The 13042-nt window shown below is 40.6% G+C and carries 14 protein-coding genes and 1 pseudogene; 8 read left to right on the forward strand and 7 right to left on the reverse strand.

Annotated features, from left to right (window positions below; genetic code table 11):
- Positions 1-264: ACT domain-containing protein (locus CWC18_RS09910; RefSeq protein WP_138675185.1), on the forward strand; the 264-nt coding region annotated here is incomplete at its 5' end.
- 2 nt (positions 265-266) lie between these two features.
- Here CWC18_RS09910 and CWC18_RS09915 read toward each other — a convergent pair.
- Positions 267-938, reverse strand: a complete 672-nt coding sequence (locus CWC18_RS09915) for an ArsR/SmtB family transcription factor (protein ID WP_138675186.1) — start codon at positions 936-938, stop codon at positions 267-269.
- Between the two features lie 180 nt (positions 939-1118).
- Between CWC18_RS09915 and CWC18_RS09920 the strand changes: the two genes are divergently transcribed.
- Positions 1119-1763: a DUF6058 family natural product biosynthesis protein gene (locus CWC18_RS09920; protein ID WP_138675187.1), complete on the forward strand. Its 645-nt coding sequence runs from the start codon at positions 1119-1121 to the stop codon at positions 1761-1763.
- Positions 1764-1774: 11 nt separating this feature from the next.
- On the opposite strand, the gene CWC18_RS09925 is transcribed toward CWC18_RS09920, so the two are convergent.
- Entirely contained in the window at positions 1775-2545 is a 771-nt protein-coding gene (locus tag CWC18_RS09925) for a hypothetical protein (protein WP_138675188.1), read from the reverse strand.
- Positions 2546-2730: 185 nt separating this feature from the next.
- Between CWC18_RS09925 and CWC18_RS09930 the strand changes: the two genes are divergently transcribed.
- Both CWC18_RS09930 and CWC18_RS21735 read left to right on the forward strand, forming a co-directional pair.
- Positions 2731-2955 (forward strand): DUF6500 family protein, encoded by a 225-nt coding sequence (locus tag CWC18_RS09930; RefSeq protein ID WP_138675189.1) that lies wholly within the window; start codon positions 2731-2733, stop codon positions 2953-2955.
- A 693-nt stretch (positions 2956-3648) separates the two neighbouring features.
- Positions 3649-3783 (forward strand): hypothetical protein, encoded by a 135-nt coding sequence (locus tag CWC18_RS21735; RefSeq protein WP_283235310.1) that lies wholly within the window; start codon positions 3649-3651, stop codon positions 3781-3783.
- Positions 3784-3855: 72 nt separating this feature from the next.
- Here CWC18_RS21735 and CWC18_RS09940 read toward each other — a convergent pair whose 3' ends face one another.
- Positions 3856-5052 carry a cellulase family glycosylhydrolase gene (locus tag CWC18_RS09940; protein WP_138592697.1) on the reverse strand — a complete coding sequence of 399 codons (1197 nt, stop codon included), beginning with the start codon at positions 5050-5052 and terminating at the stop codon, positions 3856-3858.
- A 598-nt stretch (positions 5053-5650) separates the two neighbouring features.
- Here CWC18_RS09940 and CWC18_RS21855 point away from each other — a divergent pair.
- The 3 genes and pseudogenes from CWC18_RS21855 (at position 5651) to CWC18_RS09955 (ending at position 8447) form a co-directional block, all read left to right on the forward strand.
- Positions 5651-7219 (forward strand): annotated as a pseudogene (locus CWC18_RS21855) (TonB-dependent receptor domain-containing protein).
- Positions 7220-7374: 155 nt separating this feature from the next.
- On the forward strand, positions 7375-7725 hold the full coding sequence (locus CWC18_RS09950; RefSeq protein ID WP_138592698.1) for a VOC family protein: 351 nt from the start codon (positions 7375-7377) through the stop codon (positions 7723-7725).
- A gap of 53 nt (positions 7726-7778) precedes the next feature.
- A complete protein-coding gene (locus tag CWC18_RS09955; RefSeq protein ID WP_138592699.1) occupies positions 7779-8447 on the forward strand; it encodes an alpha/beta hydrolase in 669 nt (222 codons plus the stop codon).
- 37 nt (positions 8448-8484) lie between these two features.
- Here the strand turns inward: CWC18_RS09955 and CWC18_RS21925 are convergent, their stop codons facing one another.
- The 3 genes from CWC18_RS21925 to CWC18_RS21465 form a co-directional block, all read right to left on the reverse strand.
- Positions 8485-8637, reverse strand: a complete 153-nt coding sequence (locus tag CWC18_RS21925) for a hypothetical protein (RefSeq protein ID WP_434063442.1) — start codon at positions 8635-8637, stop codon at positions 8485-8487.
- Positions 8638-8719: 82 nt separating this feature from the next.
- Entirely contained in the window at positions 8720-8947 is a 228-nt protein-coding gene (locus CWC18_RS21930) for a hypothetical protein (protein WP_432760774.1), read from the reverse strand.
- A 151-nt stretch (positions 8948-9098) separates the two neighbouring features.
- Positions 9099-9428 (reverse strand): hypothetical protein, encoded by a 330-nt coding sequence (locus CWC18_RS21465; RefSeq protein WP_249348264.1) that lies wholly within the window; start codon positions 9426-9428, stop codon positions 9099-9101.
- Between the two features lie 337 nt (positions 9429-9765).
- Here CWC18_RS21465 and CWC18_RS09970 point away from each other — a divergent pair, with 337 nt between their 5' ends.
- Positions 9766-12690, forward strand: coding sequence for a sensor domain-containing protein (locus tag CWC18_RS09970; RefSeq protein WP_138675190.1), 2925 nt, complete (start codon positions 9766-9768; stop codon positions 12688-12690).
- A gap of 61 nt (positions 12691-12751) precedes the next feature.
- Here CWC18_RS09970 and CWC18_RS09975 read toward each other — a convergent pair whose 3' ends face one another.
- Complete coding sequence (locus CWC18_RS09975; protein ID WP_212747725.1) at positions 12752-12946, reverse strand: hypothetical protein; 195 nt, start codon at positions 12944-12946, stop codon at positions 12752-12754.
- Positions 12947-13042: the final 96 nt, after the last annotated feature.

Below are 13042 nucleotides of genomic sequence, written 5' to 3' on the forward strand. Positions count from 1 at the left end.
ATATTCACGCTCTCGCCCTGGGCAAAAGCCAATGAGTTTGGCATCGCATATACCGGGGTTTTTAAGTGTATTACCTTGATGGTGCATTCAAGTCTCGATGCGGTTGGGTTAACAGCGGCTGTGTCAGCAAAGCTTACGCAAGTTAATGTCAGTGCTAATGTGATTGCGGCGTATTATCATGACCATGTGTTTGTTACTGAGCATGATGGCGAAAAAGCGTTAACGGCTTTACAAGCTTTGGTGCGAGAAGGCATTGCAAAGTGATGCTACAAAATGGCATAGCAGTTAAAAAAAGCTCGCTTGCCACGAGGGCTAAAATGAATGGCTCGGGTAACGAGGTCGCGCTCAGCCCATCCTTTTTGTAGTGCATCATTGAGTATCCATTGGCCAAGTGTGCCAGCTAAGTGACTGCGCCGTTCACTCCAATCAAGGCAAGGCCTGCATATGGGCCTTGATTTGGTTGTTATTGTGGTCAGATCCGCGCCTAAGGAGATGAAAAAACGTTCGCCGGCTGGCGAGAGTGTACAATGATCAATATTATCAAGAATAAATCCCTGTTTTAATAGTGCGTCATATAGCGCAACCGCAACTTCTCCAGCCATATGGTCATAACACACGCGAGACATTTTTAAACTGGGGTCGTTTGGCCCTGTTTTTATACTGGTAATGTTGTGACTTAATACCATTAAGCTTTCTAGCAGTCGCGCAATGTGCTCTCCTGCCAGTTGAAAATACTTGTGTCTCCCTTGTTTGCGTACCACTAATAGCTCTTTTTCTAGTAGCTTAGCGAGGTGATTGCTGGCTGTTTGTGCGGTTATATCAGCTTCAAGGGCAAGCTCAGTGGCTGTGAGTGCTCTACCACCAAGTAATGCGGTGAGCATTTTTGCTCGTGAGGGGTCGGCTATCATGGCTGCTAAAGAGGCGATATCGGGGTCCATTGTTAACTCATGGTTATGTTTTTCAGTACCTTAACCAAATACTCTCTTAAATCCTAGTGCTATTTTAATCCTTGATACAGCGCAATAAAACTGTAGCCGATGCTTCGATGAGCAACGAAGTATATTGTTTATATTAAGTGTACTGTGCATGCATATTTTGTTATGTGTACAGGTGCAAGTATGGAAAACACTATTGAAGAACTTGTGGCGTTAGGGAAGTATTTGCAAAGTAACTTTTTATCTCAAGCACAAGTGATTGACCAAGCAAATATATCAGAAGCTGCCTTCGATAAACTGCGCGCACAAGGTGCGGTCCCTAAACCTTCATATCAATTTGGTTTTTCGTTAAGCTGCCACTCTTACTTTGGTGAGCATACGGTACCAAATACACAGTGTGCCTATTATGCGCAGGGTTGTGTAGACTGGATAAATGATATTCGTCATCTAAGTGATAAACAGGCGATTTATGCTTATTTTAAGACTGAATTTTTGTGTGAGTATGAGACGCTAAAAATACAGGGCTATGTGCGCAATGATGTAGCCAAAAGCATGATGCTAGATACCTATATTAACGAGCAGTTTCATTATTTTATAGCGGGAACGTATGGCGTGTGCACGCGCACTGGACGGGTCGCCGAAATTGTTAAAAAAGAAGTGGCGATTAAGACCATACAGCACTTATCAGGCATTGATAAGTTAACCGAGGGTGAGGTGATAACACTGCAATGTGCGATTGATTTACTGGATGAAGCTAGTGCTTATTTTGCGCCACATGAATATGCAGCAAGCTCAAGAGCTAAATATATTGATGCGTTACGAAGTTGAATTGACGCTGCCTATACCTTGAATATATTTTTAACGTTGTGTAAAAAGTTTGGAGCGATAGTAGAGAGAGTATTACTCTGATTTATGGCGTGTTGGCTCAGGTTGGACGTTGACGATTTATGTGCACGGATCACAATATTTTTATAATCGTGAAACTCGATGATATCAATGGCGCTAAAATGAGGGCGAATGGTCTTGAGTAACATGATCAACCCCAGCTCAGAATATGGGTTGAAGTTAAAGAGGATTTGTCCATCAGGCACAAGTATTTGGGTGATCTTTTCCCAAAGAGATACTTGCTGTAAGAAATCATGCTCATACTGTGTGTGCACAATGTCTAATACAATCACATTGAACTGTGTCTGTGTGGTGTTGATATATTGCTGTACACATTCAGTGTGTAAGCTGTTGGCGCTGAAATTAAAGTGCTTCTTGGCACAATGGATTACTGTGTCATGCAATTCAACGGTGACGCAATGTTGTATGGTTACTTTTTGTTTATCATGCAAATATTGCAGCCCTCGCTCAATGGCGGCAGTCCCCAAGCCTAAATTTAGCAAACGGTAACTGGACTGCTCAGTCAATAAAAAGAGCATCAATGCTTGGCTTATGGGCGACACAACTTGCTCGGGGTGGGCTAAAGACATCACGCCTTGAATAATTTTGTCTGAAAAGGTCAACCATCGATAGTCGCTGTTTTCGTATACAAACAAAGTGTCATTTGATGCGATTATTTCATTGATTAAATAGTCAGCGTGAGAATCTTTTTCTAAGTGGTGCATGGTTAGCTGGATAGTAATAAAAATAAGGTCTGTAATGAGTATAAAAGTATTTTTGCTGTTTTAATACTGTGGGCATTAAGTTAAAAGGGAGGCGTGATCACATTCCTGCCTGTTAATAACACCTGACAGTGATAATATACAGCTTACTTATCATCAGTAGTAATATATAAGGAAATTTAGTCAGTATGCGTGCGGTATTAAGACAAAAAATAATTCAAGTATGTAATAAAAAAATAGCACAGAAAGGTGAAGGAGTTGGCGTATCATTTTATGCTTTTTTTGCCAATAAGAATGACGACCCTGACTCTTTAATGGAAGCGGCTACTTGGTGGATCCAAACCCATCAGCTTGACCATTTTGAAAAAGCTAAACGCATTATCGCATTAGTAAATTCAGAAAACGCCCAGTGATATGCGCGCTGTTATATTGGCTGATTAAACTCAGCCTTAAAGTAAGAGTTTCAACTTTGCAATGATTTTACTGGGTTTTTGCAATGCCACGCTCACGACGAGGACTCAGATTGCATCGTCTTTTTCACCCATTTACTAAAATAGCGTGCAGCATGATTATTTTTTGCGTGACGTGATAGTCGTAAAGAATAGCTATACCCTCTGACTTTGGGTAAATTTTCCATAGGGAGTAACCAGGGCTGCTTTACTGTGATGCTACTTAAAATATTACTCAACAACCCAATGCCTTGACCTGCCAGTGTCGCCTGTAATACATAATGTTCTTGAGTAAAGCTGGTGATCTTAAAATCATTTATCTCAAAGCGAGCTTGCCACTGTGTTACAAACAGTGTTTGGTTTGTTTGCGAATAGGTATTTGCAGCATTGGCCGCGCAATAGGCTTGTAAGTATTCAGTGGCTAAGTAGATCTCGTCATTTTCAGCGCAGGGTCGATTATCATAACGAATAGCAACGTTGATTTGGCGTGTGTGGGTAATATTAATGAGTTGATTATTGGTACAGATCTCTATCTTAATATTAGGGTGTTGTTAATTCGCTTAGCGTGCTATGCAATTGTGCAAATATGCTCAATGCTGTTTTTGCTAACTTCTCTCCTTCTTCGGTTAACGTAATCATTTAGGCCCACATATAAAAATGTTAAGTCGTTATTTGGGAGTAGAATCTTTTTATGAGGTGTTTTCTGAATACCAAGAGTTTAATGATGAACGTCACGCAAATTCTGTGCAAGATGCACAGCGAAAAATAGCGAGTCTTTTAGCGCAGTTGTAGTCTGAGGCTACAGTATTTATATTGTGAAAAGCCAATATGGGCGCAATGAAGTCGCCCATATTGGCAGTTAGGTCATCGACCTAATCGTATTTGTTGTTTGATCCAACTACCGGCTTCTTTGAGTTGGCTATCAGAAAAGTTACTGGTGCGACAGGTACCTTGCTGCCAAACAGCACCACTGCGCATATCGTCTGAATAGTTCCAGTTAGTCCAGCTAATTTTTTTCCGTTTCATTAAATTAATATAGGCTTGTGTACTGATAAAGTCATTGTCGCCATCGCCGGTGTATTCTTGAGAGCCCCATTCAGTGACAAAGACTGGCAGTACATCTGATGCGCTATCGAGCCTTGTGCGATAAAACTCTAAATGAGATGCTGCGTAAAAATGAAACGTGTACATAATATTGTCAAAGGGAATTGGATTATCTATTACCTCTTGGAGCGTTCCGCCATCTGACGCACCAAAAGTGGCCCACCCATGTGTGCCAACAAGCACAATTGCATCATTTTTAATGGCGCGGATCACCGGGATGACTTCGGATGCATAGTCACGAATACCTTGCCAAGCAACATTATTGGGTTCATTTGCAATATCATATAGTACATTGTTACGGTGCTTATTACTGGTAACGATATCGGTAAAAAATTGCTTAGCCAGTGCTAGATTGTAGTTAGGATCACCGGGGTTTAACTGATGCCAATCTACTAAAGCATACATGCCCCTGTCACTTGCCATTGCAATAAGTGTATTCACTTGTGCAGTAAAACCAACCGGATCTGTTTCGAAGCCACCTTCTTGTACGTAGAGACTGATCCTTAAAATATCAGCTTGCCACTCATACGCCAATACATCCAGCGATTGCTCGGTTAAACATGTGTTAAGTCCATACCATTGTAAGCCATGAGTACTCATCCCTTTTAATTGCACGGGTTGACTATTTTTATTACACAATTTTGTACCACATACAGCCAGCTTCCCATGCTTATCGTATGCTCCTTCTTTGGGGGTTGTGGGATCTGAGCAGGTGCCTTGATATTGCCAAGATTGATTTGAGCCCGGTATGGCTTTGGTCCACCAATTGGCTTTATAGAGCTTATTTTGGTAGTGCATCAAGTCCCCGGCATTGGCATGATCAAATTGCCCTGACCAGTTTTTTGCGGTCCAATTAGGGTATTCGTTTATTGTACTACAATCTGCCGAGTAAGCAGCTTTGCTAATGATGAGACATGCGAGTGCAGATGCTCCGATAGTGAGTTTTATTAAATTCATAGTATGACCTTTTTACATGTTGTGAGTTATCACTGTATTTTCTGGTCATATAATAGCCAGCTAGACTTTGGTCTATGTGTGTTTACAAATACAAGCCATATTGAGAACGCGTTGCGATGTATGAGATTGGTAAGGTAATCGATTGCACGTAGAGGGTAAAAAAATAATAAGTATTAGCGTGACTCACATTGAGCTCATTTTAACTTATAGGATCATTTCTGTTAAAGGGCAGCTATTTTTATGCAGAGAAAAGGGCCATAAAAGTATGGCCCACAAATAAATAATACTAGACAGACTAGTCGTCAGGGGGGCGCTAGTTCCTTACATCAACAACAGTGTCGTCTTTTAATATGACAAGAGTGTGGCAATGGGTCGTACTTACCTATTTTATTTATACCCTCGACTGAGCTTTAACTGTGCGCGTACTTGGTACGTCAATTTAGCCTGTATTATAACTTTCGCTGTTGATATGGCATTGTCTTATTAATTTCAATGTTTAATAATTGAACGTTCAAATAACTTGTTCCTATTTTTCATGTAACTTTTCCATACTACTTCGCGTTTTACTATTACCCCTTAATCAATAAGTTGGGAAACCATGAAAAATACTCTTTCGCTCAATCTTATTACCGCTGCACTTTTGGCAAGTTTTACAATCAGATGATGACACAATGGAAGAAGTGGCTGTCGTTGCACAAAGTGTGTCGTTTGCAAACAATGCTACCAGCGAAGAAATGTCTAAACAGCAAGCTGCAATGACCAGTGCCTTGGCCATTATCGATAACTTACCTGGGGTGTTAGTGAATGAAGGCGACACTTTCGGTTCAGATGATTGGTCTACCACGGTATCTATTCGTGGTTTTCAATTGAGTTTAGATGAACAGCAAATCGGTATTACGATTGACGGTATTGCTAATGGTAACTCAAATTATGGTGGAGGTGCGAAAGCCAATCGCTATATAGACACTGAGAACTTAGGGACAGTGCAGGTGCTGAGTATGACCCTAAATGTTACGTTTCAGGTGCCACTCCTGTTGGTTCTTATCGTCATACGCATTATGGCAAAGGCCGTTTGGGCTTTAATGCCGACTTTACTTATTATGGCAAGATAGCTGATATGGATAATACCGTTCGTGCCGGTATCTGGTATGAAGATTATCAACGTGAAGAATGGCGTGATTGGCACAAAAGAATCGATGCCAGAGTGAGTGTAAATTTTGATAATACGCCTTATTAGGTGCAATATAATCGAGAGTTTAATGTTGATACGACGATGCTGTATATTGAAGATGAGCTGGATTTTTCGATTGCGAGAGTTCGACTGTGGGCGAAAAAATTCTTAGATGATTTAGAAGGTATTAACCAGTTCGATAGCAGCAAGAACACGTCACTCACTTCTGATTCAAATACTTTACTATCAGCCGGTATTGTTGCACCGACAGCGATTGAGGGTTTAGAGGTCTTTGCTGGATGTGCTGAAAATTTTGCGGCAATTAAAGATACCGTGCTAGAAAGAGATTCGTCGGCATTGGATGAAATTGAACCTGAAACGGCTGAGAATATTGATTTAGGGCTACGTTATGTATCTGATAAATTAAACGCCAGTGTGACCTACTACGATGTTACCTTTGATAACCGACTTAACTTCATAGCACCAGATTCACCAGATGGGATCAATTACTCGATTGGTAACAATGGCGCGTATGAAAATGTTGGCGGTATTGAATCGAGTGGTATTGAATTGTCAGCCACGTGGTATATTTCCAATGAATGGTATATGTATACATCTTATACTCACAACGATTCAACATACACTGGTGGGTTAAGTACGTTCCCTCAAGGCAATACGGTATTTGGCTCAGCTGAAGACTTAGCGGTAGTATCGTTTGATTGGCAAAAGGGGAATTACTTTGCAGGTCTTTCAACCAATTGGGTCGGCGACCGCTGGATGGACGCTGCTAACACAAAACAAATTGATGCGTATGTGGTGTCAGATTTTTATGCTGGAGTTGCGGTTGAGGCACCTATTTCGGATGTAAAAGCGATGGAGCTTCGTTTCACTATCAATAACATCACTGATAAAAGTTATTTAGGTGGCGTTGCGAACCAATCAGCGTGGATCGGTGCTCTACGTACTGCAGCAATTAACTTTAAAGCAGAATTTTAAATGTAAACACTCAATTTTAGCTTGACCATAAGGCACTGTTTCAGTGCCTTTTTTATTGAAACGACCCTTAGGTTTCGTAGCAATATAGGTCAAGCGTTGCTATATTTTTTACGGCACTTTATGCTGACGAGAGTACATATTAAGGAGCGAACGCTATGAGCCATCACCATATTAATTATATTGAGCTGGCAGCCCGAGATTTGGCTGCGACGGAAGCATTTTTTACTCAGGTGTTTAATTGGCAATTTACGCATTATGGGCCAGAGTACAGCGCTTTTTCAGACTCAGGTCTAGCTGGTGGGTTTTACAAAGCAGACTTACATGCGCAAGCCAGTAAAGGCAGTGCGTTGGTGGTTATTTACAGTGACCATCTTGAAGCAACTCAAACCGCTGTTGAGCAAGCGGGTGGTAAGATCAGTAAGGCGATTTTTGACTTTCCAGGGGGACGGCGATTTCATTTTATAGAACCCAGTGGTAACGAACTGGCCGTGTGGTCACAGCAATAGCTTTCATATATACTTGTTATTAAGTAACCTATTAAGGAACGGTTGATAACGGTATGATAAGACTCATAACCAGTGCAATATTGGCGTTATTTATTTCTAATCATAGCATTGCCGGGCAAGTACATGCTGATTTACCAGCCAATATTGACCGCAATGCCAAGTATGTCTTTTACTCTCATGGTTATATTGTGGAAGGGGATAACCCCAAACCGGTTGATACCCGTTTTGGTTGGGGCATGTATGATTTTCCTGCAATTAAGCAAGCATTAGCTGATAGCAACTATCACTTAATTGCTCAGCATAGAGCAAAAGATACCGATCCATTTGAATATGCTTATACGTTAAATACGCAGGTTCGCACTTTAGTTGAGCAAGGGGTTAAGCCGACTAACATTACGATAATGGGTTTTTCTCGAGGGGCGTTTATTACGGGCCTCACCTCCGACAAGCTTTCTGATTTGGGCGTTAATACCATTATTTTGGCGGGGTGTGGACGGTTAGTTTGGAAAAAGCATACTGATGTAAAAGTTTATGGGCACGTTTTGTCTGTCTATGAAAAAACAGACAAATCGGGCAGCTGTGCAAAGCTTGCTAAGAAGAGTACTGAAACTCAGTCATTCCGTGAAATCGCAATTCATACTGGATTGAGTCACGGGGCTTTTTATCGGCCTTTGGCGGCTTGGGTTGACCCAGTTAAAGCGTGGATCAATGCAGTAAAATAATGACGCCTTAGAACAGACTTTACTCATGAATATTTGTTTAAGCAATGCCCACATCAAGCTTGGCAAACCACTCTAAAAATTCAGCAACCATTTCGCCTTTGAAAATACGACCATGCTGTGGTGCCATCATGTCGATGTCAAGTTCTTTGACTCGGGCAACCCAGTTGTTTTTAGCCCTATTTGATGGCATATATTGAATGTTTTCCATCCCAAAATGTCTGATGAAGCCTTCCCATAACTAAGGTGCGTAGAGCTTAGCATTGGGGACCGTTTTATCTCATTAAGTCTAAAGACGAGATAATGTTAGGGTCTTGATGTGATGCAAATAGCGTCGTGATATTGTCAATTTGAACATGAGGTAAAATACCAGAAAACATGGGAGAAAATAACTCAATCCCGCCGGGATCGAGAATAATCGCTTCTTCGGCGCTCTTAATGAGATATTGGTTAGTATCTATTATTTTTTTGGTTTGGTGGGGTCTCTGCCCAGTACTATTCATCGATGAGATTCACTGTTAAATAATTCCGTCGCTTTCAACGAAAGGCTCCTCGCAATTCATAGATTTCTTGTAGATTGTCATTGACTCAGTTTAAATTTTTTCTGGCATTATCGGTTATAAAGTCTGAAACAGACTCTAAGCTATGGCTAAATTACCCCGCATTTGATGCTTCTACTTGGCTGGTGATTGTGATGTACTCCGCACTGCGCATTTGTTTTTGAATGTCTTCAAAATAACTTTCCAGGGAGAATATTGCGTGCTCCAGTGCATGTTTTTTTGCTTTAAGTTGCCGAGAATTTGCTCTATATAATTGGTGTTGTAGGTCGGTGCACCTTACAACGGCCAACGCGAGTGCAAAGAGTTGATTTGATAGCTTTGATATTTCGGACGTTGTCTTGATTGTTTGTGTGGAGAACTCATCGATAAAGTTAGTAATAGGCTTAAAACCAAAAGCAGCGTCTTCAGCCCTTAATGCAACCACTCGGGCATTTTTAGCAGTTAAAGACAGAGTCTTTGCTTGGCTTAATATCGTGTCTAAATTGGTAATAATATTGGCTACTCAAACAAAGTTATTAATTGCTATTGTGGTTTGGTGAGAGCTAATCATGGTCAAGCTCGTTTATTGCAGTTTTACAGCGTAGATAACTTTTATTTTATTTGCGTAATTTATTGGCACAAAGCTTAGGTAAAAGTGCCTTTATCTTGTTGGAAACTTGATTAATTTTGTCCTGTCGCCAATAGTTTTAAAGATTGATTTAAGATTTTCTTGCTTGGTGTGTTTTTAGCCTCACCTTTAGACCACATAAAGGTCATATTGAATGAAACGCCACTTTTTTTGGGCTCTAGGCTATGTAGCCATTGCCATATTATTTATCTTTTACTTACCGAGCCAACGTATTTGGACAGCCTTGTGGGGCGCTGATCTGTGGTTAATCATGGGGCTAATGACCTTGAATTATTCTGGCTGGTGGAAAAACCTTGTATTGACGCTGGCTTTGAGTATCGGGGCGTTCATTTTATGGGATATGTTGAACTTAGAAGCGCTGCTGATCCTCGTGTTAAATGTGCTTGAGGCATTCCTTATTGCATTTTTCATTAAACAGCACTTTAATTTTGAGCGCACGTTATCGCAGCCAAGTTATTTGATAAAGTGTTTATTGTTATTCGTTTTATTACCCTCCTCATTGCTGGGCTTGCTCGGTGCGCAATTGGTGTCTGTGGTATCTTCGTTAAGTTTTACTACCTTATTGCTTGGATGGTTTGAAGGCTCATTGCTCACATTACTCACGGGCTTACCAGTGGTACTACTGTGTACTCAAGGCGGGAAGTTAAACGTTCTGAAAACATATCATTATGATGATATGTTATGGGCAGGAGGTATTGGGTTACTCACTGTGTCTTCAGCGTTGTTTTCTTGGTTCGCTTTTGCCGTGCTCACGGTTATTTCCTTGGCGTTATGTGCTGTTTTTCGCGGTTTTAAATCGTTAAGTTTGGCTGGTTTTATTCTAGCCGCAGGCGTTGCTTTTTTACTCAGTATAGACACCGTGCAAGAACAAAATGATGTGCAAACAACGCTGTCTATACTTTTTGTCGTTATAGCGGGATATTGTAATGCGCTCATTATTTGTATGTATGAGCTGATAAATAAGCGTTCTTTGGTTGCAATTCAAGCAGTTGATAATAACTATAAGCATACCTTTGAGTTAAGCCCTATTATGCTCGTTTCTCTGAATGATCATGGGCGTATCTTACACATCAGCGATGGGTTTATAAAATGCCTCGGATATCGACGAGAGCATCTACTAAATAAGCCCATCACTAATTACATGACTGAGCATTCTGCCAGTTTAATCCATCATATGGGGTTATCTGGTGAGACAAAGTTTACCATTGAAGAAATCGTACTTTTGAGCAAAAGTAACAATAAAATTACCTGTATATTACAAGCCGGTGTGTTTAATGCCAATGGTTCGGGTGCACACACTTTGTGTTTTTTTCAGGATATATCAGAAAGGCAAAAACTGTCACAAGAGCTATCGAAAGAGAAAGAGTTATTAGAAGTGACTTTGAGCTCAATTGGGGAAGGCGTAATTTGTACAGATGTAAACAGCAATATTACCTATATGAATCCCGTGGCGGAAGCTATTTTGGCGAAGCTAACTAATGAGGTGGCTGGTTTACCGTTTCAGGAAGTCATGCCGTTATTTAATGAGGATACACTCCAACCTATTGAGAACCTCACTGATTACTCGATGGGAAACCACCAAACATTGGGTTTGCCAGAGCTCACATGCGTTAAAAATCATTTAGGCCTTACATTTGCAATTCAAGACTCTATTTCTCCGATATATGGTAAAGATGGGCAAATAATGGGATCTGTGATGGTGTTTCAAGATGTGACTGAGTCTAGAATGATGTCTCGTAAAATGAACCATTTAGCCCATCACGATGCCTTAACAGGGCTGCCAAATCGTTTATTGCTACAAGATAGGTTGATTCAAGCATGTAAACGAGCGCGTCGGTGCAAACATCAGTTTGCCTTGGTATTTATTGACCTTGATAAATTTAAAAAGATAAACGATTCATTAGGTCATGATTATGGTGATTTGTTATTGAAACAAGTAGCTGAACGATTAGCGGGGTGTTTACGAGCCTGCGATACGGTGTCGCGGGTGGGCGGTGATGAATTCGTCTTATTACTCGATGCCATAGAAGATAAACGGCATGTGCGTAAAGTCATTAAAAAGGTACTTATAAGTACCACGGGTGAGTATGAGCTTAAAGGCATTCAATTGGATGTGTCGTTAAGTGCGGGTATCGCGATATACCCAGATGATGGTGATAATGCTGAAACATTGATGAAACATTCCGATACGGCCATGTACCGAGCAAAGAAAGTGTCAAAAACCGATTTTCAGTTTTATAGCACACGGTTAGATCACGAGGCTGAATTACGGATTGAAATAGAAAATGCTATTAATAAAGGCATTGAAAATGAAGAGTTCCTACCTTATTACCAGCCTATAGTTAACGCTTTGAGCTTTGAATTAGAAAAAGTAGAAATGTTAGCAAGGTGGCAGCAAAGTGATCAACTGGTAATGCCTGCACAGTTTATTTCGATTGCTGAAGATGCCAATAGCATAACAAAACTCAGTCAGCAGTTATTGCATCAAGCGTTACCACAGTTTGCTAAGTGGTTATTAGTTAAACCCAGTTTAATAATGAGTATTAATATATCGGTGTTGCAATTGAGTGAGGCCAACTTCACTAAACAGTTTGTTGAGTTGGTCGGCGAGTTTGGTGTGTCTACAAAAAATATTGAAATAGAGGTGACCGAATCGTCGTTGGTAACAAATATTGAATCAATGCAGAAAACACTGTTACAGCTGCAAGAAATGGGCTTTGCAATTGCTATTGATGACTTTGGCACTGGTTTTTCAAGCTTAAATTATTTGAAACATTTAGCATTTGATACGATCAAAGTCGATCAGTCTTTTGTCAGTGATATAAGCGGGGGTAAAAACAATGGGGATCTGGCTATTGTGATTGTTAATATGGCACACAATCTTCACGTTAATTGTGTTGCAGAGGGCGTTGAAAATGCCATGCAAGCCAAGGTGCTTGCGGCATGTGGCTGTCAGCAACTGCAAGGTTATTTTTTCTCTCAACCACTGAGTGCACAAGCAACGACCGAACTGATTGAACAAGGAAAAACAATTAACACGATTGCACATATTAAATAGCGTTTTTATTTTCTAACGCATGTAAATACGCTATTTTAAAGCCATAAAGCTTGGCTCGCGTTTAACACTGTTGAACATCATCGTTATTTTGCGCAACACGCCACAATACGCCACTTGGATCATATAAACAGAACTCACGCATCCCCCAAGGTTGTGTGGTTATTTCGGTAAGTTTACAACTAAAATCATGCTCCAGCTCTAATGCCAATAAGTGCTGGAACCAAGCATTGAGATCAGAGACGTGCAAATGCATCATGTAGTTTTCACAATGTGTGGGTTCATAAAAGTCTTGTAATAAAAAAGAATAAGATTAATAACGAAAGGCGGCAATACCCAGGGCAAGAGCATGAAA

It is taken from the genome of Pseudoalteromonas aurantia, from assembly GCF_005886875.1.
Classification (GTDB): domain Bacteria; phylum Pseudomonadota; class Gammaproteobacteria; order Enterobacterales; family Alteromonadaceae; genus Pseudoalteromonas; species Pseudoalteromonas aurantia_A.